Here is a 22,033-nt window from a genome sequence, read left to right as displayed (position 1 = left end):
CGGATCCACGCCCTAATGGGTGACACGACGAGGGTCCTCCACTACCGTCGGTGTCGACGCCGAGGATCGACCGAGAGCGCTGATGTCCGCAGATCCCGAGAGAGCCCGTCCCGCGGCTCGGGCGGTCCGTGCCTGGATGATCCGGAGGTGGCCGCTCTGGGAGGTGCCGCACCGGCTCGCGGTGTCGGTGCTCCTCGTCGAGGCAACGGCGCTCGGGCTCGTGATCGCCGTCGCGGCGCGGATGCCGGTGCCGGAGCCGTTCCAGCTGGGGCACGCCGCCCTGCTCGGAGGGCTGGGGATCCTGCACACGGAGATCGCGCTCGGCGTCGAGCGGGTCCGCAGGCGCGTGATGGTCGGCAACCACGCCAACCTCAGCTCGGTGTGGACGTTCGGCGGCGCGCTCGTGCTGCCGCCCGTGTACGCGGCAGCGGTGGCCGTCGTGGTGCACATGCACGTGTGGGCGCGCACCGGACGGCCGCGCGTGCCGCTCTACCGCAGCGTCTACAGCGCCGCCACGATCGTGCTGGCGTGTCTCGGCGGCGCAGCGGTCATCGGGTTCCTCGGCTCGGGATCGGAGCCGCTGACCGCCGCCGGGATCCCCGGTATCACGCTCGCGCTCCTCGTCTACACCACGATCAACACGGGGCTCGTCGCCGGTGCCATCGCGATGAGCGCCCCGCAGCCCGACCTGGCCCGGGTGCTCGGCCGCCTCGACGACAACCTCCTCGAGGTCGCCACCCTCTCGCTCGGTGCGCTCACAGCGGTGGCCCTGGTCGTCAACCCGTGGCTGGTCCTGCTCGCCCTCCCGCCGCTCGTGGTGCTGCACCGTGCCGTGCTGGTGCACCACCTGGAGGAGGCCGCGAACATCGACGGCAAGACCGGCCTGCTCAACGCCGTGGCCTGGCACGCGCAGGCCGAGCGGCTCCTGCAGCGCAGCAGCCGGGCCGACGGTCCGCGCGGGGTGCTGGTGCTCGACCTGGACCACTTCAAGGCGGTCAACGACACGCACGGCCACCTCGCGGGCGACCAGGTGCTCACGGCCGTGGCAGGAGCGCTGCGCGCCGAGGTCCGCGAGCGCGACCTCGTCGGCCGGTTCGGCGGCGAGGAGTTCGTGGTGCTGCTCGCCGGTCCGGCGGTCGGCGCGGCCGTCGAGCTGGAGGCGGTGGCCGAGCGCATCCGCAGCCGGGTGGCCCACCTGCGGGTGGAGATCCCCACCCCGGACGGCCCGCTGACCGTGTCCGGGCTCACCGTCTCGATCGGCGGAGCGGTCGCACCTGCCGAGGGCGCCGACCTGCGCACCCTGCTCCAGATCGCCGACACGGCCCTGTACGCGGCCAAGAAGGCCGGACGCAACATCGTGCGCGTGGGTACGCCACCAGGGCCGGTGCCCCCCGTCGGGTCCCGCCACGGTGGCGAGCAGGCTCCTGACGCCGGCTGGCTTGTTGACGGAGAGTGACGGACCGGTCGCGGAGGACCACCCCCATGTGCGATCACAGTCCTCCTGACATGCCGTTCCCGCGTCACTAGCCTCGCCGTGAGGCACCTGGCGGTCGCGGCAAGGGGAGGGGGCGAGCGTGGAGGAGCCGGCACACTCGCACAGCCCGGCAGGCCGACCCGATCCTGCCGGTTGGGAGTTGTGGCGGCTGCCGGCGAGGGCAGTGGCGCTGGTGCTCGCCGTCGAGGCGGGAGCGATCGCCTCTGTGATGACCCACCTCGCCACGCCGGACGGGGCCACGTTCACCGGTGAGGCACTCGCGCTGGCCGCGTTCCTGACGTTGCTCAGCGTGGTGCACACCGAGCTCGCCACCGGGATCGAGCGGATCAGGCGGCGGGCTGCCGAGACCTCGTACTTCGACCTGAGTTCGGTCTGGACGTTCGCCGCCGCCCTCCTGCTGCCGCCCGCGCTCGCGGCGGCGGTGATCGCGGTCGTGTACCTGCACCTGTGGCGGCGGGTGTGGCGGCCCGCGAAGGTGTCGTTGCACCGCCACGTCTACACGACCGCCACCGTGGTGCTCGCCGCAGGCGCGGCGCACGCCGCCGTCGAACAGGCGGGCGGGCTGCCGGCCACCCCGGACGACGTCGCGGGCGTCGCCGGGATCGCGCTGGCCGTGCTGCTCTACGTCGTGGTCAACACGCTCCTCGTCGCCGCGGTCATCGCCCTCACCAGCGAGTGGCCCGGCCTGCGCGCCCTCGTCGGGCGCCTCGACGACAACGCGCTCGAGGTGGCCACGCTCTGCATGGGTGGGCTCGCCGCCGTCGCGATCGGGTCGACGCCCTGGCTCGTGGCGCTCGTGCTGCCACCGATCCTCGTGCTGCACCGCGCGGTGCTGGTGCGCCACCTCGAAGAGGCGGCCAGCACCGACTCGAAGACCGGGCTGCTCAACTCGGCCGCATGGCAGGCGGAGGCGGCCCGCGCGCTGCGCCGGGCCCAGCGCGCGCGGGGCACGGCCGCCGTGCTGATCCTCGACCTGGACCATTTCAAGCTGGTCAACGACGCCCACGGGCACCTCGCGGGCGACGACGTCCTGGCCGCCGTCGCCCGCGAGCTGCGCGAGGGTGTGCGCGACGGCGACCTCGTCGGCCGGTTCGGCGGTGAGGAGTTCGTGGTGCTGCTGGCGGACCTGCCGCCAGGGGCGCTCGGCCGCGCGGAGGTGCGTTCGGTGGCCGAACGGCTGCGGCGGCTCGTGGCGGAGCTCGACGTCCCGGTCTGCACGCCCGACGGCAACCTCACGATCGCGGGCCTGAGCGTCTCGGTGGGCGGCGCCTCCGTGCCGGCCGACGGAGCCACGCTCGACCAGGTGCTCAAGGTCGCCGACGCCAACCTGTACGCGGCCAAGCGCGGCGGGCGCAACCTGGTGCGGATCGCGGGCCCGGTGCAGATCCCGGCTCCGCGGACGGCAGCGGGCTAGCGGTCCTGGCGGAGCGCCTGGTGGACCTCCGTGCGCCTGCGCGGGCCTCCGGGTAGGCCTCGGTCCGAGGTTCGCCCGAGCGCACTCGTCAGGGCGCCAACCCGGATTTCGGAACGATCGATTCGCCATGATCCATCCCAGATCCGCCGGATCGCCCCATCGAGGGCCACGCGGCGCGACCTCGCAACGATCGCCGCCCGGGCCGTGCGGACGCGCGAGATCCGCGACCTTCCGTAAGCTGGCCCGGTGACCGTGTTGCGATCCGTCCGTGGCCCGGCCGACCTGAAAAGGCTCGGAGCCGACGAGCTCCCGGCGCTGGCCGCCGAGATCCGCGAGGAGCTCGTGGCATCGGTGTCGCGCACCGGCGGCCACCTCGGCCCCAACCTCGGCGTCGTCGAGCTGACCATCGCGCTGCACCGGGTCTTCGACTCGCCGCGCGACTCGTTGATCTGGGACACCGGCCACCAGGCGTACGTCCACAAGATGCTCACCGGCCGCCACGACGGCTGGGAGGCGCTCAAGAAGACCGGGGGCCTGTCGGGCTACCCGTGCCGGGCGGAGAGCGAGCACGACCACGTCGAGAACAGCCACGCTTCCACGTCGCTGTCCTGGGCCGACGGTCTGGCCCGCGGCTACGCGCTCACCGGCCAGGAGCGCCACGTCGTCGCGGTGATCGGCGACGGTGCGCTCACCGGGGGGATGGCCTGGGAGGCGCTCAACAACATCGCCGCGGGCAAGGACCGCAACGTCGTCATCGTCGTCAACGACAACGGCCGTTCCTACGCCCCCACGATCGGCGGCCTCGCCGACCGCCTCGCCACGCTCCGGCTGCAGCCCGGCTACGAGCGCGTGCTGGAGGCAGGCAAGCAGGCGCTGTCGCGCACCCCCGTGGTGGGTGCGCCGATCTACGCCGGGCTGCATGCGCTCAAGGCGGGCGTCAAGGACGCCCTGAGCCCTCAGGCGCTGTTCTCCGACCTGGGGCTGAAGTACTTCGGACCGGTCGACGGGCACGACATCGCGGCGATGGAGTCCGCACTGCGGCGCGCCCGGCACTTCGGCGGGCCGGTCATCGTGCACGCCGTCACGCAGAAGGGGCGCGGCTACCCGCCCGCCGAGAACGACGAGGCCGAGCAGATGCACAGCCCGCCCGCGTTCGACCCGGAGACCGGGCTCCCGACCGGGCCGCCGTCCGTGGGCTGGACGAGCGTCTTCTCGCAAGCCCTCGTGGCGCTCGGGGCCGAGAGGCCCGACATCGTCGCGATCACCGCGGCGATGCTCGGCCCCACCGGCCTCGCCCCGTTCGCGCGGGCGTTCCCCGAGCGCTGCATCGACGTCGGCATCGCCGAGCAGCACGCGCTGACCTCCGCCGCCGGCCTCGCGATGAGCGGGCTGCACCCGGTGGTCGCCGTCTACTCGACGTTCCTCAACCGGGCCTTCGACCAGCTCCTGATGGACGTGGCCCTGCACGGCAAGGGCGTCACGCTCGTGCTGGACCGCGCCGGCGTCACCGGCAACGACGGGCCGTCGCACAACGGGATGTGGGACCTGTCCCTGCTCGGCATCGTGCCCGGGATGCGGGTGGCCGCCCCGCGCGACGCCGCCACGCTGCGCGAGGAGCTGGCCGAGGCCGTCGCGGTCGAGGACGGGCCCACCGCGATCCGCTTCCCCAAGGGTGCGGTCATCGAGTCGGTGCCCGCTCTGCGTCGCGTGCAGGGCGTCGACGTGCTGCACGAGTCGGACGCCGACGAGGCCTCGGTGCTGCTGGTGTGCGCGGGCGCGTTCGGGGAGCTCGGGGTCGCCGCCGCACGGAGGCTGGAGCAGCAGGGCGTGGCTGTCACCGTGGTCGACCCGCGGTGGGTGCTGCCGGTCCCCGAGGTGCTCGTCGACCTCGCCCGCTCACACCGCCTCGTCGTCACCGTCAGCGACTGCGGCCGCCACGGCGGTTTCGGTTCCGCGCTCGCGGCGGTCCTGCGCGACGCGGGGTGCGACGTCCCGCTGCGCGACCTCGCGCTCCCGCAGCGGTTCCTCGACCACGGCAGCCGGTCCGACGTCCTGCACGCAGCCGGGCTCACCGCGCAGGACGTGGCTCGCCGCGTCACCGAGTGGGCGGCCGCGCTGCCGGCCGGGGCCGCGTCGATATCGGAGGAGCCCGCTCCGTCGGAGGAGGCTCGCTGATGCGGGTTCTGGTCGTCGAGGACGAGCGGGCGCTGGCCGACGCAGTGGCGCGCGGCCTGCGTAGGGAAGGCATGGCCGTCGACGTCGCCTACGACGGCGACAGCGGCCACGAGAAGGCGGTGATCACCCGCTACGACGTGGTGGTGCTGGACCGGGACCTGCCGGGCATGTCCGGCGACCGGCTGTGCGACGAGATCGTCAAGTCCGGGTCCACCACGCGGGTGCTGATGTTGACGGCCAGTGGCACGCTCGCCGACAAGGTCGACGGCCTCTCCCGGGGCGCGGACGACTACCTCGCCAAGCCGTTCGACTTCCCCGAGCTCGTGGCGCGCTGCCGGGCGCTCGGGCGCAGGGCCACCCCGGCGGTGCCGCCGCTGCTCGTGGCGGGCGACGTCGCGCTCGACCCGGCGCGGCGCACCGTGCACCGCGCGGATCGGCCCGTCGAGCTCACCCGCAAGGAGTTCGGGGTGCTGGAGGTCCTGATGGCCGCCGGCGGCGCCGTGGTGAGCAGCGAGGAGCTCCTGGAGCGGGTCTGGGACGAGAACGCCGACCCGTTCACCACCACCGTGCGGGTCACCGTGATGACCCTGCGCAAGAAGCTCGGCGATCCCGGCGTCATCGAGACCGTGGTCGGCGCCGGCTACCGGGTACCCGCGGCAGGATAGGCGGAGGAGGGACGCCGACCGTGGCCGAGCCCGCGCCGTCCCCGACCCGCACCGCGGGCCGGCCGCCCCAGCAGGTGGTCCCACCGGCGCCACCGCCACCGGAGCTCGCCCGGGTGCCTCCCCGGCGCCGCGGGGCGGGCCTGCGGCCGCGGCTCACCCTCGTCTGCACGGCCGTTGTCGCACTCGTCAGCGCCCTCCTGCTGTGGCTCGGCTGGCTGCTCGTCGGTGGTGTGGCGCGCAGCGTGCCGTCGCTCCCGCCGGGCACCACGGTGCGCGTCGGCAACGTCACCGTGCCGGCCGAGCGGCTCAACGACGCCATCGGTGCGGCCGCCCGCGCCGACGTGCTGCGCGCGGGCCTGATCGCGTTCCCGCTGGTGGTGGCCGCTGCCGCGGTGGTGTCGTGGGTGCTCGTCGGCAGGGTGCTCGGCCCGCTGCACGCCGTGACGGCCACGGCGCGGCGCCTCACCGTCGAGTCCCTCGACACCCGCACCGGCCTGCAGGACGCCCGTGGCGAGGTCGCCGAGCTGGCCGCGGGCTTCGACGCGATGCTCGACCGGCTGCAGGCCGCGTTCGACGCGCAGCGCCGGTTCGTCGCCAACGCCAGCCACGAGCTGCGCACGCCGCTCTCGGTGCTGCGCACGGAGGTGGACGTCACCCTCTCCGACCCCGATGCCGACGCCGAGGAGCTGCGCCGGATGGCCGGCGTCGTGCGCGAGGCCACGCGCCGCGCCGACGACCTCATCGCCGGCCTGCTGCTGCTCGCCCGCACCGAGAGCGCCGAGCTCAACGAGGTGAGCCCGGTGGACCTCGCCGAGGTCGTGGTGCCTGCGCTCGCCGCCGTGCGCGCGGAGGCAGGCCGGCGCGGCCTGCGGATCCAGGTCAAGACCGCGGCGGCCCCGACCCGCGGCGACCCGGTGCTGCTCGAACGCGTCGCGGGCAACCTCGTCGAGAACGCGGTGCGGCACAACGTGGCAGGCGGCTGGCTCGAGGTCTGCACGGGCACGGCCGACGGGCTGGCCCGGCTGCAGGTCTCCTCCAGCGGTGCGGAGATCCCGGGCGACCGCGTCGCGGAGCTGTTCGAGCCCTTCCGCCGCGGCCCCGTGGCCCGCACCGCCGACACCCCGGGCTCGGGGCTGGGGCTCTCGATCGTCCGCGCGGTCGTGCAGGCCCATGGCGGGCGCGTGTGGGCCGAGCCGGTGCGCGGGGGAGGCCTGACGGTGACCGTGGAGCTCCCCGTCCGCTGACGCACCCGTGCCGGCTCGCGCTGCCCGTCGACCAGGCGCGTCGGCCACGAAGGGGTGTGCCGGCCGAAACGGGACGCGCCCCGTAGTGCACTAGCGCGTGTTTACTAATCGGCGGAGCCAGATGTTGATCTCTACGATCTGGGTGGTGGCTTCGAAGCGCAGGGCGAGCTTGTCGTAGCGGGTGGCGAACCCTCGGTGCTGTTTGTGCAGGTTGATGCTGCACTCAACGGCATGCCGCTGGCGGTAGATGTCGGGGTCGAACCGTGGAGGCCGTCCACCACGTGATCCACGCTTACGCCGGTGGGCCTGCTGGTCGCGCTTGATCGGGATAGTCGCGCGGATACCGCGTCGGCGTAGGTAGGCGCGGTTGGCCCAGGATGAGTAGGCCTTGTCGGCCAGTACCCGGTCCGGTCGGGTCCGGGGCCGCCCCTGCCCGGGCCGCAGGACCCGGATGCGTTCCAGGACCGGCACGAACTGCGGGCTGTCTCCTCGATGCCCGGCGGTGAGCAGCATCGACAGCGGCTTACGCCCCTGCTCAGAAGCCAGATGCAGCTTTGTGGTCCATCCGCCACGGGACCGGCCGAGTGCGTGGTCGGCCGGCTCATCACCGGGTGGTTCGACTTGACCGGCCGGGTCTTGGCGGGCGCCCGCGGCGTGCTGGTGCGCCCGCACGATCGTGGAGTCCACCGACACGTCCCAGCAGATCAGGCCAGCCTCGTCACCGAGTTGCTGCAGGCGTTCCATGATCCGGGTCCAGATGCCGTCACGTTGCCAGGCCCGGAACAGGCCGTAGACCGACTGCCAGGACCCGTACCGCTCGGGTATGTCCCGCCACGGTGTGCCGGCACGGGTCCGCCACCGGATCCCGTCGATCAACTGTCGTCTGGTCCACGTTCGGGGCCGCCCACGCCCACTCACCGCAGGTAGCAGGGGTGCAAGCAGCTGCCACTGCGCGTCGGTGAGGTCATGACGGGCACCCGCGGGTACGGTCCCCACGAGGTCTCCGGTGGTGATGGTCTTCTTGGTCGTTGATCCATCTACCGGAGGCCTCACTCATCTCCGCCGACCGACACGCGCTGGCCGACGACGAAGATCCACTTTCTAAACAGGCGCTAGACGAGTAAGTCCGAATTGATCAGTGGTCGTAAGCGATCAGGGATCGGGTGATGGGCTGGCCGGTGGCGCGGTTGTGCCAGATCGCCGCGGTCAGGGCGAGCAGGCGCTGGCCGATCCTGGCGCCGACGCCATCGATGCTGCGCCCGCCATGCAGTTCGAGGTCGAGCTGGCCCTTGAGGGTGTCGTTGACCGACTCGATGAGCTGCCGAATCGGTTTGAGTAGGTGTTCTCCGGGGCGGGGGGCGCGGTTGCGGTACGAGGGGCGCAGCAGCGTCGCGCCGCGTTCGGCCAGGTAGCGGTCGAGCTCGGCGGAGGCGTATCCCTTGTCGGCGATGATCGTCAGCCCGAGCCGGGTGGCGGTGAGGGTGGGGTCGTGGTCGAGCACGGCCATCAGCACCTGCCGTTCGTCGAGTTTCGGGTCGGCCAGCGCCCAGGTGATCGGCAGCCCGGCCGGGGTGCACACCAGGTGTAGGCGCAGGCCCCAGAAGAACCGCGAGTGCGAGGCGCAGTAGCTGTAGCCGGCCCACCCGGCCAGGTTCGAGCGGCGCACGGTGGGGCGGGAGCGGGCGCACTCGACCGGGGTCGAGTCGACGATCCACACCGGGTCGTCCCACAGGTCGGTGTCGGTGGCCAACACCCGGATTAGCCGCTTGATAAGAGACAACGCGCCACGGAGGCGCTTGTTGTAGCCGGATTGCCCGGGCAGGTAGGGGAACGCGCCGGGCAGCGCACGGGGGACGAACCGCAGCCAGCGGGCCTCCGAGCGCACCCCGAGCAACACCTGTGCCACGGCCAGAGTGAGCAGCTCGGCATCCGAGAGCTTGGGTGGTCTACCCGGACGGGTACGGCGGCCCAGGTAGTCGTCGATCTTGACGTACAGTGCGGTCAGGAGGGTGTTCAGGTCGGTCGTCACAAACTGATCTTGAACGCCCTCCTGCCACGTCTACGGGCCACCCCGCCGTTAGGACTTACTCGTCTAGCGCCCGGCCAGCGCCTTCTCCAGCCGCTCCGCGAGCAGGTCGATCTGCCACTCGCGCGCCCCACCGGCGCGCAGGGCGGCGCGGACGTCGCCGTCGGCGGGCGGGGCCCAGCACAAGCGCCGCAGCAGGTCGGGCTGGAGCAGGTTCTCCACCGGGACGTTCCACTGCTCGCCCACATCCGCCACGGCGGCGCGGGCGGCCGTGAGGCGGGTGGCGGCGTCCGGGTCGCGGTCGGTCCAGCGGGAGACCGGGGGCGGCCCGTCGGAGGGCGGGGCTGCGCGCGGGTACTCGGCGGGGTCGAGCGTGTACGCCTTCTCGAGCGCCGCGAACCAGTACGACGTGAGGCGGCGCTGCGCGCGGCCGCGGAAGGTCGGCATGCCGGCGAGCACCTGCGCCGACTCGGGTTCGGCGGCGGCCGCCGCGACGATCGCGCTGTCCGGCAGCACCCGCCCCGGTGCGATGTCCCGCTCGGCGGCGAGCCGGTCGCGGGCCTCCCACAGCGCGCGGGCGGCGGCGAGCAGCCGCGGCTTGCGCAGCTTGTGGACCCCCGACAGTCGCCGCCACGGCTCCGCGCGGGGCGCGGGCGGTGGCGCGGTGCGGACGGCCTCGAACTCCTGGGCCGCCCACTCGAGCTTGCCCTGCTCGGCCAGCTCCCGGGCGAGGACGTCACGCAGCTCGACGAGCACCTCCACGTCGAGCGCGGCGTAGACGAGCCAGTCCTCCGGCAGCGGGCGACGCGACCAGTCGGCAGCCCCGTGCCCCTTCTCCAGCGAGAGCCCGAGCAACTGCTGGACCAGTGGCCCGAGCCCCACGCGCGGGAACCCGGCGAGCCGGGCGGCCAGCTCCGTGTCGAACAGCCGGGTCGGTGCGAGCCCGGCCTCGGCCAGGCAGGGCAGGTCCTGGCTCGCCGCGTGCAACACCCACTCGGGCCCGGTGAGGGCAGGCGCGAGCGACCCCAGGTCGCTGCCGAGCGGGATCGGGTCGATCAGCGCCGTGCCCGCGCCCTCGCGCCGCAACTGGACGAGGTAGGCACGCTGCGAGTACCGGAAGCCGGACGCCCGTTCGGCGTCGACGGCAATGGGCCCGCTGCCGCCCGCGAGCGCGGCGGCGGTGCGGTCGAGCGCGGTGCGATCGGCGACGACCGGAGGCAACCCGTCGGCCGGCCGCAGCAGCGGGACCGGCGGCGGGGTGTCCGGGTCATCCCCTGAGAGTGCTTCTCCTGTCAGCGGATGACCCCGGCACGCATTGCCAGCGCGACCATCTGGGCGCGATCACCGGTACCGAGCTTGCGCCCGATGCGCGAGAGGTGGCTCTTCACGGTGAGCGCCGACAGGCTCAGGGCCTCGCCGATCTCCTTGTTGGACTGCCCGTCCGCCACGAGCTGCAGGACCTCCACCTCGCGTGCCGAGAGCTCACGCGGGGTGTTGTCGGTGCCCGGCACCCGGGTGCCGGTGGCGAGCAGCGGCGCAACGGTCGGGTCGGCGTACACGCCGCCGTCCAGCACCCGCTTGACGCCGTCGGTGACGATCGCCGCCGACGCCGACTTGAGCAGGTACGCCTGTGCACCGGCCTGGAACGCCGAACGCACCGCGTACGGGTCGTCGGACGAGGCGAGCACGACCAGACGGTTCCAGCCCAGCGACCGCAGCTCGGTGACCAGGTCCAATCCACTGCCATCGGGCAGCCCGAGGTCGAGGATCGCGAGGTCGCACGGTCCGTTGGCGTGCGCACGAGCGCGCGCCTCCGCCACCGACGCGGCCTCGTACACCGTGCCCGCGCCCATCGAGCGCAATCGTGCCGCGATCGCCTCGCGCAGCAGTGGGTGGTCGTCGACCACCAGCACCGAGAACAGCTCTTCCCGCGGGTGCGGGACCATCGCGGGCGACAGCACAGCATGGGCGGGTGGATGCCCCGCAGCGCCGCGCACCGGCGCGCCTTGGCCCACAACGGCCACGTCACTACCTCCCTGGAGTCGGTCGTTGCCCCCCGACCGGCACCAGACCCCCGGTCGGATGGAACTAGTCGCCCGACCGCCCGAGGAGGTGTCGTGGAGGAAGCGTAGCCCCCCAAGCGGTCTAACGTCGTGTATCGGATCGAACTTCTCTGGGTGAAAGTTACAGCGTTGTCGATGCCGATCCACTCGTCCGGGTGAGGATATTGATCACTGGGAGCATCGAACGTGCTGGTGAGCCCTAGGATCACCCGTTCGTGATCGCATCCTCGCTCAGGCTCGACGAGTTCCCAGCGGGAGCACGCCGACGGGCGGAAGACCGGCCGCGGAGGCCACCAGGGCGCAGAACGCATCGGCGTGTCGCGACAGATCGGAGCCCACCGGGGTCCAGGACGCTCGCAGCTCGACGTCGTCGTCGCGGCGCGGGCCGGCGATGTCGCCGAACCGCACCGAGGACGTCTGCGTGACGGTGCCGCCCAGTGCGACGTGCTCGGCGCCTGCGAGCTCGAGCGCCTCGGTCAACCAGGACCAGCCGACCACCGGCAGCATCTCGTCGCCGAGCTGTTCGGGCTCCAGCCGGGCCTGCACGAAGCAGACGAGCCGGAAGGTGCCCTCCCAGGCGTCCTGTCCGGCGGGGTCGTGCAGCAGGATCAGGCGGCCGCTGGTATCCGGCTCCGAGGCGTCCCCGTCCTCGGTCACGGCCTCCACGCTGAACGCCCACGTGTACGGCGCCAGCCGGGGCGGCGCGTCCAGCGGGGCGAGCACGAGCTCGGGTCGCGGCCGCACGGCGCGCAGCGAGGCCACGGCCTGCTGGAACTCCTGTGGTGGGGCGGGCGCGTCGGACACGAGCGAGGACTTTAGGTCGCTCTCGGTGATCCGCAGCCGAGGCGCGCCGCACGCTGGACAACCCGGACGTGGGACGTCGGCCGCCCGACGGTGACGCGGTGGTGGGGCGTGGGAGGATGGCGGGACCATGACCGTCATGCCCGCCTCCGACGTCCAGCCCCGGCGGCACCTGCCCGCGGCGCCCCTCCTCGCTGCCGCCCGGGGGGAGCGGCCGTCCCGCCTCCCGGTGTGGTTCATGCGCCAGGCCGGGCGCTCGCTGCCGGAGTACCGGGCCCTGCGGGCCGGTTCCGGGATGCTGCAGGCCTGCCTCACCCCCGACCTCACCTGCGAGATCACGCTCCAGCCGGTGCGCAGGCACGGTGTGGACGCCGCGGTCCTGTTCAGCGACATCGTCGTGCCGCTCTACGCGGCCGGGGTCGCGGTGGACATCGTGGCCGGCACGGGGCCGGTGGTCGCCCACCCGGTGCGCACGATGGCCGACGTCGAGCGGATCCCGCTCCTGCACGCCGAGCAGGTCGCTCCCGTCACCGACGCGATCGGGCTGCTGATCCCCGAGCTGGGTGACACCCCGTTGATCGGTTTCGCGGGGGCGCCGTTCACCCTCGCCTCCTACCTCGTCGAGGGCGGTCCCAGCCGCAACCACGAGCGCACCAAGGCCATGATGCGGTCGGCGCCGGACGTCTGGCACGCGCTCATGGGCCGGCTCGCCGACATCACCTCCACGTTCCTGCGCGCCCAGCTGGCGGCGGGCGTCGACGCGGTGCAGCTGTTCGACTCGTGGGCCGGGGCGCTGTCCGAGCGCGACTACCGCGAGTACGTCATGGCCCACTCCGCGCGGGTGCTGGAGAGCGTGGCCGGCGCCGGTGTGCCGCGCATCCACTTCGGGGTGGGTACAGGCGAGCTGCTCGGCGCCATGGCCGAGGCGGGCGCCGACGTCGTGGGCGTCGACTGGCGGGTCCCGCTGGACGAGGCGTCGCGCCGCACCGGCGGTCGCGTCGCCGTCCAGGGCAACCTCGACCCGGCCGTGCTGTTCGCCGATGCGGCGTCGATCGAGGCCGAGGCGCGGCGGATCGTCGGGGAGGGCCGCCTCGCCCCGGGTCACGTCTTCAACCTCGGGCACGGCGTGCTCCCGGAGACCGACCCCGACGTCCTCACCCGGCTCGTCGAGCTGGTGCACACGCTCGAGCCGTGATCGCCCGCGTCGCCGTGGTCGGCGGCGGGATCTCGGGTCTCGCCGCGGCGCACCGGCTGCGCACGCTCCTCGGCCCGACGGCCCGCATCGATGTGCTCGAGCAGCGCGACCGCATCGGGGGCGTGCTGCACACCGTCGACCTCGCGGGGGTGGCGTTCGACGTCGGGGCCGAGGCGTTCCTCGCGCGCCGGCCGGAGGTGCCCGCCCTGCTCGCGGAGCTGGGGCTGACGGACGCGCTGGTGCATCCGACGGGCGCCGCCGCGTCGGTCCGCGCGGCGGGCCGCACCGGCCCGCTGCCCGCCGGAACCCTCATGGGCGTCCCGACCAGCGCTGCGCGGCTCGACGGGCTGCTCTCCGATGCGGGGCTGGCCACGGTTGCGGCCGAGCCGGAGCGGCCGCTCTCCTGGGAGCCCGGCGGCGACGTGGTGCTCGGCGGGCTGCTGCGCGCACGCTTCGGTGACGAGATCGCCGACCGGCTCGCCGACCCCCTGCTCGGCGGCGTCTACGCGGGTCGTGTCGACGCACTGGGCCTGCGGGCGACGGTGCCCGCCCTGGCCGCGGCCCTCGACGCCGGTGCCCCCTCTCTGACCGCCGCGGCCGACACCGCGACTCACGTGCAGCCAGGCCGCGACTCGCGTGCACCCACCCCGCGACCCGCGGGGAGCGCGCGAGTCGCGGTGTCGGTGCAGCCCAGTCGTGAGGTGGGTGGCGAGCCGCGGGTCGGCGGGCACGTGTTCGGGGCCGTGCGCGGTGGTTATGGGGTGCTGCTCGACTCCCTCGTCGCGGCCTCCGGGGCCGAGGTCCGGCTGCGCACCACCGTGCGGGAGCTGCAGCGCCGGGAGGGAGGCTGGCGGCTCGTGCTCGGGCCCACCACCGCGCCCGAGGCGCTCGACGTGGACGCGGTCGTGCTCGCCGTCCCGGCCCCCGCGGCGGCGCGGCTGCTGGCCGGTGCGGCGCCTGCGGCGGCCCGGGCGGCGGGGGAGATCGAGCTCGCGTCCTCCGTGGTGGTCGCGCTCGCCTTCCGGGCGGAGGACGCCACGTCGCTCCCGAGCACGTCGGGCGTGCTCGTCGCGGCGGACGAGCCCATGGCGGTCAAGGCCTTCACCCACTCCTCGAACAAGTGGGCGCACCTCGCGGGAGGCGGTCTGGTGCGGCTGCGGGCGTCGCTGGGGCGCTTCGGCGAGGCCGCCACCCTCCAGGTGGACGACGCCGAGCTGATCGCCCGCGCTCGCGCCGACCTGGGGTCCCTCACCGGTGTCACGGCCGCTCCGGTGGCCACGCACGTCCAGCGGTGGGGAGGGGGACTGCCGCAGTACGGGGTGGGTCACCTGGACCGGGTGCGGGCGATCGAGGATGGCCTGCCCGCAGGCGTTGCCGTCGCGGGGGCCGCGCTGCACGGCGTGGGTGTGCCGGCCTGCATCGCCACGGGCCGCGCCGCCGCCGAGCGCGTGGCCGCCACGGGCTGAGCGGGCCTACTGCACGTCGGAGTCCGGCGGCGGCAGCTGCACCGTCCGCTGCCGCTCGACGGCCGCGACCCCGGCCACGTCGCCGAGTGCCTGAACGCGCTGCGTGTCGATCGAGCCGGTGATCAGGCCGATCGGGCGCAGCACCTGGTCGACGTGCATCCCGCCGTGCTCCAACGCGGCGACGACCTCGTCGATCCGGCCGACCGCCTCGTCGGTGACGGAGACCGTGACCTTCTCGGGCATGCCGCCAGCGTCTCAGGCGCCGGGCGCGCGGACCAGCCCGGAGCCGACGTCGCTCGCGGGTAGGGGCAGGCGCTGTGCGGCCTGCACGAGCTGCGTCCACAGGTCTCGCCCCGTGGCCCCGGTGCGCTGGGACCACAGCGCGGCGATGCCCGCGACGTGCGGGGTGGCCATGCTGGTGCCGGAGATCGTGTTCGTGCCCCGGGGCGCAGGCCATGACGAGTACACGTCGACCCCCGGGCCCGCGATGTCGACCTGCCCGCCCTCGACCGTGGTGCTCGCCGCGGAGAAGTCGGCGATCCCCAGCGCGCTGTCCACGGCGGCGACGGCCATGATCGACGGACTGTTGGCAGGCACCCCCACGAATCCGGGGTCGCCCGCGCCGCGGCGGGCGTTGTTGCCCGCTGCGGCCACGACGAGGCTGCCGGCGATGAGGGCGCGCCGACCCGCGGTCTCGTACGCCGTGGAGACCTCCCGGACGTCCGCGCCGAGCGACATCGAGATCACCTGTGCGCCCGCGGAGATCGCCCAGCTCATGCCCGCGAGGATGTCGGCGTCGGTGCCGGACCCGTCGTCGCCGAGGACCTTGCCGACGAGGATGCGCGCCTCGTGGGCGATGCCGTAGCGCCGCCTCGCGCCGGGGGCGAGCGGCCCGCACGCCGTGCCGGCGACGTGGGTGCCGTGGCCCTGCACGTCATCGGCGGTCTGGCCCTCGACGAACGACCTGGCCTCGATGTCGCGCCCGGCGAAGTCGGGGTGGCCGAGGTCGAGGCCGGTGTCGAGCACCGCGATCGTGACGCCTGCGCCGGTCTCGGGGGAGTCGGCGACGCCGGTGGCCTGCAGGCCCCAGGTCAGCTCGCCGGTGTCGCCGAACTGCGCGGTGCCCACCGGGCCCGACAGCCGGGCGTGCAGGAACTGCGCGGCGTCGCGGAAGCCGCGCAGGTACTCCTCGGACAGGGACCCCCCGATCGCGCGCTGCACCCGCTCCGGTTCCACACCCAGCACCCGGCGGTCGGCACGAGCGGCACCCAGCTGCTGTGGTGAGAGGTCCGCGACGGCCATCCCCAGCTCGGTGAAGAGCGTCGGACGGACCGGCGCCGCTGCGCGCTCGGCGTCGCGGGTGCTCATGACCCGCTCGACGCCACTGAGCTCCTGCACCGCCGCGCGGGCGGCGTCGTCGTCGCCCAGCAGATCCTCGTTCAGCACCAGCAGAAAGCGGCCGGTCAACTCGACGTCCCGCGCTCCCACCACTCGGCCCCTCCCGATCATCGTCACCCGTCGGGGCCACATCGTGCCGGGGAGTGGCGGGCGCGGCGCACGGGGGATCACAGGGATGAGCTCGCCGACCTGGCGCGTGGGCCGCCCGGCACCGTGCCGGGCGCCACTGCCGGCGCGGGATGAGGCCCAGGTCGTGCGTGGCAGGATGGTGGCGTGGCACGTCTGGACTACGCAGAGCTGAACAGCGCCATCCGTTACGCCATGTGGTCGGTGTTCCGGGTGGAGCCCGGCCGCCTCGGCGACGACCGCGGGGCGGCAGCGAGCCAGCTGGGCGAGTTCCTCGACGCGCTGTCGGGCAAGGGCGTGACGGTGCGCGGCGTGTACGACCTCGCCGGCTTGCGTGCCGACGCCGACTACATGGTCTGGTGGCACGCCGACAACGTCGAGGCCCTCCAGGCGGCCTACGCCGACCTGCGCCGCACCACCGCGCTGGGCCGGGCCAGCACGCCCGTGTGGAGCCAGGTGGCCCTGCACCGGCCCGCCGAGTTCAACAAGAGCCACCTCCCGGCGTTCGTCGCGGGGGAGGCGCCGCGGCGCTACATCTGCGTCTACCCGTTCGTCCGCTCCTACGAGTGGTACCTGCTTCCCGACGACGAGCGGCGCCGGATGCTCGCCGAGCACGGCATGGAGGCCCGCGACTACCCGGACGTGCGCGCCAACACCGTGCCGGCGTTCGCGCTCGGCGACTACGAGTGGATCCTCGCGTTCGAGGCCGACCAGCTGGACCGGATCGTCGATCTGATGCGGCACCTGCGGGCCACCGACGCCCGCCGGCACGTCCGGGAGGAGACGCCGTTCTTCACCGGGCCGCGGGTGGAGCCGGGAGACCTGGTCGCGACCCTGCCTTGAACCGAGTAGCGCTGATTCAGCGCTACTCGGCACCCCTGTCTACTGCTCACCGCGGACAAGCGACTGGCGAACGCCCCCCGCCTCGCGTGCGAGGTCGAGGTGATCAGCTGGCGTCCGGCTCGAGCCGGAGCGAGATGCTGTTGATGCAGTACCGCAGGTCAGTGGGCGTGGGGTAGCCCTCGCCCTCGAAGACGTGGCCGAGGTGGCTGTGGCAGGTGGCGCACAGCACCTCCACGCGGCGCATGCCGAGGCTGGTGTCGACGCGTTCGATCACGGCGTCGCCCGCGAGCGGGGTGAAGAACGACGGCCAGCCACAGTGCGACTCGAACTTCGTGTCGGACCGGAACAGCTCGGCTCCGCAGGCGCGGCAGGAGTAGACGCCCTCGGTCTTGGTGTCGGTGTACTCGCCGGTGAACGGCCGCTCGGTGCCGGCCTTGCGCAGGACGTGGTACTCGGCGGGGGTGAGCTGGGCGCGCCACTCGGCATCGGACTTGACGACCTTCGCGGCGGGCTCGGTGGCGGGATCCATGCTTCCCAGACTATGTCCGGTGCTCCGCGTGCGCACTGAGCCGGCGGCGGCCAGCAGCAGCGGCACGACGAACCACCCGACCCGGCCGGACGGGGCGAGCAACATGCCCGCGGCGAGGCTCGCGGCGGCGAACCGGGCGGCCGCGGCGGCATCGGCGGGTGGCCTGCGGATCAGCAGCACCGCGGCGAACGCGGCCGCTGCCAGGACGATCCCGAGCGCGATCGCCCGGCCGCCGGGCAGCGCCGCGATCCACGCGCCGGGCAGCGGGCTCGCGGCCGGGGTCGGCACCGCCGCGAGCCCCGCGGGGAACAGCACGAGGTGCTCGAGCACCAGCCGGGGTGCGCGCAGCAGGTCGGACAGGCAGAGCAGCAGCGCGGGCCCGGCAGCGGCGGCGGCGAACCGCAGGGCCGGTCCGCCGGTCCGCGCCACCAGCACGACCAGTACGAGGACGACCGGCCACGCCGTAGGCTTGATCCCGGCCGCGACGCCGGCGAGCACGGCGGCCGCCGCCGTCGCCCGCGGATCGCGGACCGCCGTGAGGCCGACCGCCGCGACGAGGAGGCCGGCGAGCGCGAGGTCGTGTCCCCCGGTGGCCATGGTCAGGCCGACGAGGGGGTTGCCGGCGAGCAGCCAGGCCGGGAGGGACCGCCCGGCACCGCCGGCCAGCGTGCCCACCCCCACCGCGCAGCCGGCCACCGCCGCGGCGGCGAACGCGAGCCGGGCGTCGGTCAACCACACGTCGCCTGCCAGCGCCCGGGGCATCCCGAAGAGCGCCATGCCGGGCAGGTAGGGGAAGTAGCCGTCCGGACCGGCCGCGGCCCCCGACGGATAGGGGCTCCCCGTGGCGAGCCAGCGCCGTGCGGCGTCCTCGATGACCCAGACCTCGGGTTGGGCGAACGGGCCGGGCCCGGCCTTGCCGCCGCGGGCGAGCACGAGGGCCACCAGCGGGACGACCCCGCCGGCGAGGCCCGCCGCCCAGGGGGCGGCCGGTCGCCGCGCGAGCGGGGTCGCCGAGAGGAGCAGGTAGCCGCCCCCGGCGACGAGCCCCCAGATCCGGTGCGCGGGCTGGTCGGTGACGGCGGCGAGCCCGAGCGCGGCCACCGCGAACACGGCGAGCAACGCGGGCACGCGCGATCCCCGCGTTGCAGCATGGCCACCTTCACGCCATCTCGTTGCACGGAGGTGGCCATGCTGCAACGGGCCAGGGCGGGTCGGCACGCCGCTCGACGCTAGGAACGGCGGCGCGTGACGGCGTCCCGCCGGGGAGCCGTCCGCGGGCCCGTGGACGTGGCTCCGCAGGGGGACGTCCGGGCTGCCGCTGATCCGTAGCATCGGCGGCGATGTCCTCCGCCCCCGTGCTCGCGGCCCTCCGGAGCGCCGTGTGGCAGCTGCTGGCCGGTCCCGATCGGGCGGCGGTCGTCGTGCCCAACCGGGCCACGCGGATCGGGATCTGGTTCGGTCTCGCCGTCCTCTCCCTGATCGACCTCGTGCAGCTCGCCGGGGGCGGGGGCGACGACCAGCTCGTCGTCACGCTGCTCGCGCTCGCCCACGCCGGAGCGGTCGGGCTGGCGTTGCGCCTGCCGCTCACGGGCTGGCGCGTGTCGTTCGTGACGACCGCGGTGTCGCCGCTCCTCGTCTCGACGGCGGCGGTGCCCGGGCCGACGTCCACGCTGGTGCTGCACCTGGGCACGCTGTTCCTGCTCGCCGTCACCGTTCCGCCCGCTGTCGCCGCGCTCGCGGTCGCCGCCGCGCTGCTCGGCGGCGCCGGGTGGGCGCTCGCCGCCGGGACGCCCGGTGCGATCGTCGGCATCGCCGCGGCGCCGGTGCTGGTCGCCGGGCTCGGTGCGGCGCTGCGGTCGTTGCGCGGCACCGCCACCCGCCTCGCCGAGGCCGAGCGCGACACGGCCGCAGAGCAGGCCCGGCGCGCGGTGCTGGAGGAGCGCACGCGGATCGCGCGCGAGCTGCACGACGTGGTGGCGCACCACCTGTCGGCGATCGCCGTGCGAGCCGAGAGCGCACCGCACCGGGTGCCGTCGGCCGCGCCCGCCGCTGCGGAGTTCACGACGATCGCCGGTGCCGCGCGCGACGCGCTCGCCGACATGCGCAGGTTGCTCGGCGTGCTCCGTGCAGACGACCCCGACCGGCCCGGCGCACCCCTCCCGACCGTCGACGGAATCGCCGGCCTGGTCGTCGGCCTGCGCGGCTCCGGAATGGCCGTCGAGCTCGAGGTGGCCGGGACGCCGCGGCCGGTACCGGGGGACGTCGGGCTCGCGGCGTTCCGCGTGGCGCAGGAGGCGCTGTCGAACGCGGCCCGGCACGCCACCGGCGCCGCCGTGTCGGTGCGGGTGCGGTGGCTGCCCGACGCCGTGCGGGTGCAGGTCCACAACGGGGCCGGGGAGGACGCCGGGAGCGGCGGGGGCACCGGGCTCCTCGGCATGCGCGAGCGGGTGGCGGCCGTCGGCGGGTTCCTGGTGGCCGGGCCCGGCCCGGACGGCTACACCGTGGACGCGACCCTGCCGACGGGAGACCGGGGATGAGCCGGGAGATCGCCGTGCTCGTCGCCGATGACCAGGACATCGTCCGCGACGGGCTCGCCGCCGTCCTGGATGCGGCCCCCGGCATCCGCGTGCTCGACACCGCCGCGGACGGGCGGCAGGCCGTCGACCGGTCGCGCCGGCTGCGTGCGCTCGGCACCCCGGTCGACGTGGTGCTGATGGACGTACGGATGCCCGTGCTGGACGGCCTCGCCGCCACGAGGGAGCTGCTCGCCGACCCGGCGCAGCCGCCCACCCGGGTGCTCGTGCTCACCACGTTCGACCTGGACGAGTACGTCTACGAGGCGCTGCACGCCGGGGCGAGCGGGTTCCTGCTCAAGGACGCACCGACGGCCGAGCTCGCAGGCGCGGTGCGGGTGGTGGCGGCGGGGGACGCGCTGCTCGCCCCGACCGTCACGCGCCGTCTCATCGCCGAGGTCGCCGCGGGCGGACGCCCGAGCGGTCGCGAACAGCTCGCGGTGCTCACGGCGCGCGAGCGCGAGGTGCTCGGACTCGTGGCCCGTGGGCTGGCCAACAGGGAGATCGCGGCGGAGCTGGTGCTCGCCGAGGAGACCGTGAAGACCCACGTCGGCCGGATCCTCGCGAAGCTGGGCCTGCGCGACCGCGTGCAGGCCGTGGTGCTGGCGTACGAGTGCGGGCTCGTGGTGCCCGGGGCTACAGGAAGGCGCCCAGCATGAACAGGAGCGACTCCCACACGACCCAGGCCACGCCCAGGAGCAGCAGCACGACCACCGTGACCGCGGCCCACCACCGCCCGCCCTCGGCCCGGTTGGCGGAGTCGGCGAAGTCGCGGACACCCTCGAGGTAGCCCTCCACCGTGAAGGCGGGGCGTTGGCGCTGCATCCGGTCGAGGTGCGCGGCGAAGGCCTGGGCCTCCGGGTCGTCGGGGTCCAGCCCGAGCAGCTCGTCGTCGAACTGCCGGGATCGGCCCGGACGGTCCGGTTCGTGGAGATCGGGCATCCCGGCAAGGGTAGCGGGTAGCGTCCGCAGTCGTGGCGAGCAAGAGCGCGGCGGTGCTGCTGGCTGTCCCCGGCCCGGACGGCGACCGTGAGGTCCGGCTGACCAGCCCGGACAAGGTGTACTTCCCGGAGCGGGGGATCACCAAGGGCGAGGTCGTCGAGTACTACCGGGCGGTCGCGGCGCCGCTGCTGGGCGCGTTGCGGGAGCGTCCCACTAATCTCAAGCGCTACCCCGACGGCGTGGACGGCGAGTCGTTCTTCGCCAAGCGGCTGCCGAAGGGGGCCCCGCCGTACGTCGAGACCGTGCGCGTGACGTTCCCCAGCGGCCGCACCGCCGACTCGCTGTGCCCCACCGAGCAGGCCGTGCTGGTCTGGGCGGCCAACATGGGCACCTTCGACTTCCACCCGTGGCCGGTCCGGCGCGCCGACCCCGATCGCCCCGACGAGCTGCGCATCGACCTCGACCCGCAGCCGGGCACCGACTTCGCCGACGCCGTGGCCGTCGCCGCCGTGCTGCACGAGGTGCTCGACGAGGCCGGGCTGGTTGGCTGGCCGAAGACGTCGGGCGGGCGCGGTGTCCACGTGTTCTGCCGCATCCGCCCGGAGTGGGACTTCGTGGCGGTGCGGCACGCGGTGATCGCGATCGCGCGGCGGGTCGCCGACCGGCTGCCGGAGAAGGCCACCGTCGCGTGGTGGAAGGAGGAGCGCGGGGAGCGCGTGTTCCTCGACTACAACCAGGCCGCCCGCGACCGCACGGTGGCGTCGGCGTGGTCGGTGCGAGGCCGACCGCGCGCCACGGTGTCGATGCCGGTGACGTGGGAGGCGCTGCCGGACGTCGAGCCCGAGGACTTCGACGTGCGCACCGTGCCCGGGCTCTACGCCGACCACGGCGATCCGCACGCCGGCATGGACGAGGCGGTGGGCGGGCTCGAGACCGTGCTCGACTGGTACGCCGCGGACGAGCGCGACCGCGGGCTCGGCGACCTGCCGTATCCCCCGGAGTACCCGAAGATGCCCGGCGAGCCGATGCGGGTGCAGCCGAGCCGCGCCCGGACGCAGCCGGGCGACCCCGTTTGATC

General features: G+C 74.3%; 20 protein-coding genes. 11 read left to right on the top strand and 9 right to left on the bottom strand.

Going from position 1 to position 22,033, the window contains the following annotated elements; genetic code table 11:
* The first annotated feature begins 136 nt into the window (after nucleotides 1-136).
* The 5 genes from FHX44_RS03095 to FHX44_RS03075 all read left to right on the top strand — a co-directional run bounded on the left by FHX44_RS03095 (nucleotide 137) and on the right by FHX44_RS03075 (nucleotide 6,993).
* Nucleotides 137-1,456 carry a GGDEF domain-containing protein gene (locus tag FHX44_RS03095; protein WP_246170179.1) on the top strand — a complete coding sequence of 440 codons (1,320 nt, stop codon included), beginning with the start codon at nucleotides 137-139 and terminating at the stop codon, nucleotides 1,454-1,456.
* A 118-nt stretch (nucleotides 1,457-1,574) separates the two neighbouring features.
* Nucleotides 1,575-2,909, top strand: a complete 1,335-nt coding sequence (locus FHX44_RS03090) for a GGDEF domain-containing protein (protein WP_147254067.1) — start codon at nucleotides 1,575-1,577, stop codon at nucleotides 2,907-2,909.
* A gap of 246 nt (nucleotides 2,910-3,155) precedes the next feature.
* Nucleotides 3,156-5,084: a 1-deoxy-D-xylulose-5-phosphate synthase gene (dxs, locus tag FHX44_RS03085; protein WP_147254066.1), complete on the top strand. Its 1,929-nt coding sequence runs from the start codon at nucleotides 3,156-3,158 to the stop codon at nucleotides 5,082-5,084.
* Nucleotides 5,084-5,749, top strand: coding sequence for a response regulator transcription factor (locus FHX44_RS03080; RefSeq protein WP_147254065.1), 666 nt, complete (start codon nucleotides 5,084-5,086; stop codon nucleotides 5,747-5,749). Before dxs ends, FHX44_RS03080 begins: the two co-directional genes overlap by 1 nt.
* A gap of 113 nt (nucleotides 5,750-5,862) precedes the next feature.
* A complete protein-coding gene (locus FHX44_RS03075; protein ID WP_147260890.1) occupies nucleotides 5,863-6,993 on the top strand; it encodes a sensor histidine kinase in 1,131 nt (376 codons plus the stop codon).
* 90 nt (nucleotides 6,994-7,083) lie between these two features.
* On the opposite strand, the gene FHX44_RS03070 is transcribed toward FHX44_RS03075, so the two are convergent.
* The 5 genes from FHX44_RS03070 to FHX44_RS03050 form a co-directional block, all read right to left on the bottom strand.
* Complete coding sequence (locus tag FHX44_RS03070; protein WP_147254064.1) at nucleotides 7,084-7,989, bottom strand: IS5 family transposase; 906 nt, start codon at nucleotides 7,987-7,989, stop codon at nucleotides 7,084-7,086.
* 139 nt (nucleotides 7,990-8,128) lie between these two features.
* Complete coding sequence (locus FHX44_RS03065) at nucleotides 8,129-9,022, bottom strand: IS982 family transposase (protein ID WP_147254063.1); 894 nt, start codon at nucleotides 9,020-9,022, stop codon at nucleotides 8,129-8,131.
* 63 nt (nucleotides 9,023-9,085) lie between these two features.
* Entirely contained in the window at nucleotides 9,086-10,315 is a 1,230-nt protein-coding gene (locus tag FHX44_RS03060; protein WP_147254062.1) for an HRDC domain-containing protein, read from the bottom strand.
* A complete protein-coding gene (locus tag FHX44_RS03055) occupies nucleotides 10,312-11,043 on the bottom strand; it encodes a LuxR C-terminal-related transcriptional regulator (protein WP_379590190.1) in 732 nt (243 codons plus the stop codon). The genes FHX44_RS03060 and FHX44_RS03055 overlap by 4 nt, the downstream gene beginning before the upstream one ends.
* 270 nt (nucleotides 11,044-11,313) lie before the next feature.
* Nucleotides 11,314-11,886: a DUF3000 domain-containing protein gene (locus FHX44_RS03050; RefSeq protein ID WP_147254061.1), complete on the bottom strand. Its 573-nt coding sequence runs from the start codon at nucleotides 11,884-11,886 to the stop codon at nucleotides 11,314-11,316.
* 127 nt (nucleotides 11,887-12,013) lie between these two features.
* Between FHX44_RS03050 and hemE the strand changes: the two genes are divergently transcribed.
* The gene (hemE, locus tag FHX44_RS03045) at nucleotides 12,014-13,078 is read left to right on the top strand and encodes a uroporphyrinogen decarboxylase (RefSeq protein ID WP_147254060.1); all 1,065 of its coding nucleotides are present in this window, start codon (nucleotides 12,014-12,016) and stop codon (nucleotides 13,076-13,078) included.
* Nucleotides 13,078-14,544, top strand: a complete 1,467-nt coding sequence (hemG, locus tag FHX44_RS03040; protein WP_147260889.1) for a protoporphyrinogen oxidase — start codon at nucleotides 13,078-13,080, stop codon at nucleotides 14,542-14,544. Before hemE ends, hemG begins: the two co-directional genes overlap by 1 nt.
* Nucleotides 14,545-14,550: 6 nt before the next feature.
* Here the strand turns inward: hemG and FHX44_RS03035 are convergent, their stop codons facing one another.
* Together FHX44_RS03035 and FHX44_RS03030 are read right to left on the bottom strand one after the other, a co-directional pair.
* Nucleotides 14,551-14,787, bottom strand: coding sequence for a ketohydroxyglutarate aldolase (locus FHX44_RS03035; protein WP_147254059.1), 237 nt, complete (start codon nucleotides 14,785-14,787; stop codon nucleotides 14,551-14,553).
* 12 nt (nucleotides 14,788-14,799) lie between these two features.
* Nucleotides 14,800-16,035: a S8 family serine peptidase gene (locus FHX44_RS03030; RefSeq protein ID WP_212612305.1), complete on the bottom strand. Its 1,236-nt coding sequence runs from the start codon at nucleotides 16,033-16,035 to the stop codon at nucleotides 14,800-14,802.
* Between the two features lie 180 nt (nucleotides 16,036-16,215).
* On the opposite strand from FHX44_RS03030, the gene hemQ reads away from it, so the two are divergent.
* A complete protein-coding gene (gene hemQ, locus FHX44_RS03025) occupies nucleotides 16,216-16,911 on the top strand; it encodes a hydrogen peroxide-dependent heme synthase (RefSeq protein WP_147254057.1) in 696 nt (231 codons plus the stop codon).
* A gap of 103 nt (nucleotides 16,912-17,014) precedes the next feature.
* Here the strand turns inward: hemQ and msrB are convergent, their stop codons facing one another.
* The gene (gene msrB, locus FHX44_RS03020; RefSeq protein WP_147260888.1) at nucleotides 17,015-17,440 is read right to left on the bottom strand and encodes a peptide-methionine (R)-S-oxide reductase MsrB; all 426 of its coding nucleotides are present in this window, start codon (nucleotides 17,438-17,440) and stop codon (nucleotides 17,015-17,017) included.
* Nucleotides 17,441-18,780: 1,340 nt separating this feature from the next.
* Between msrB and FHX44_RS03015 the strand changes: the two genes are divergently transcribed.
* Together FHX44_RS03015 and FHX44_RS03010 are read left to right on the top strand one after the other, a co-directional pair.
* On the top strand, nucleotides 18,781-19,977 hold the full coding sequence (locus FHX44_RS03015) for a sensor histidine kinase (protein ID WP_147254056.1): 1,197 nt from the start codon (nucleotides 18,781-18,783) through the stop codon (nucleotides 19,975-19,977).
* Nucleotides 19,974-20,672, top strand: a complete 699-nt coding sequence (locus FHX44_RS03010) for a response regulator (protein WP_147254055.1) — start codon at nucleotides 19,974-19,976, stop codon at nucleotides 20,670-20,672. Before FHX44_RS03015 ends, FHX44_RS03010 begins: the two co-directional genes overlap by 4 nt.
* Here FHX44_RS03010 and FHX44_RS03005 read toward each other — a convergent pair.
* The gene (locus tag FHX44_RS03005) at nucleotides 20,650-20,955 is read right to left on the bottom strand and encodes a hypothetical protein (RefSeq protein WP_147254054.1); all 306 of its coding nucleotides are present in this window, start codon (nucleotides 20,953-20,955) and stop codon (nucleotides 20,650-20,652) included. The genes FHX44_RS03010 and FHX44_RS03005 overlap by 23 nt on opposite strands.
* 32 nt (nucleotides 20,956-20,987) lie before the next feature.
* Between FHX44_RS03005 and ligD the strand changes: the two genes are divergently transcribed.
* Complete coding sequence (ligD, locus tag FHX44_RS03000; RefSeq protein ID WP_147254053.1) at nucleotides 20,988-22,031, top strand: non-homologous end-joining DNA ligase; 1,044 nt, start codon at nucleotides 20,988-20,990, stop codon at nucleotides 22,029-22,031.
* The last annotated feature ends 2 nt before the right edge of the window (nucleotides 22,032-22,033 follow it).

This window comes from Pseudonocardia hierapolitana (assembly GCF_007994075.1).
In the GTDB taxonomy this organism is placed as follows: domain Bacteria; phylum Actinomycetota; class Actinomycetes; order Mycobacteriales; family Pseudonocardiaceae; genus Pseudonocardia; species Pseudonocardia hierapolitana.
Note: the sequence above shows the minus strand (reverse complement) of the source record. Positions and strands in the feature narration are given on the sequence as shown.

What these genes read in the sequence shown, in the direction of transcription:
- FHX44_RS03095 (WP_246170179.1), top strand. Translation starts at nt 137, where the DNA reads ATGATCCGGAGGTGGCCGCTCTGGGAGGTGCCGCACCGGCTCGCGGTG.
- FHX44_RS03080 (WP_147254065.1), top strand. Translation starts at nt 5,084, where the DNA reads ATGCGGGTTCTGGTCGTCGAGGACGAGCGGGCGCTGGCCGACGCAGTG.
- hemE (WP_147254060.1), top strand. Translation starts at nt 12,014, where the DNA reads ATGACCGTCATGCCCGCCTCCGACGTCCAGCCCCGGCGGCACCTGCCC.
- FHX44_RS03035 (WP_147254059.1), bottom strand. Translation starts at nt 14,787, where the DNA reads ATGCCCGAGAAGGTCACGGTCTCCGTCACCGACGAGGCGGTCGGCCGG.
- msrB (WP_147260888.1), bottom strand. Translation starts at nt 17,440, where the DNA reads ATGGATCCCGCCACCGAGCCCGCCGCGAAGGTCGTCAAGTCCGATGCC.
- FHX44_RS03015 (WP_147254056.1), top strand. Translation starts at nt 18,781, where the DNA reads ATGTCCTCCGCCCCCGTGCTCGCGGCCCTCCGGAGCGCCGTGTGGCAG.
- FHX44_RS03010 (WP_147254055.1), top strand. Translation starts at nt 19,974, where the DNA reads ATGAGCCGGGAGATCGCCGTGCTCGTCGCCGATGACCAGGACATCGTC.
- FHX44_RS03005 (WP_147254054.1), bottom strand. Translation starts at nt 20,955, where the DNA reads ATGCCCGATCTCCACGAACCGGACCGTCCGGGCCGATCCCGGCAGTTC.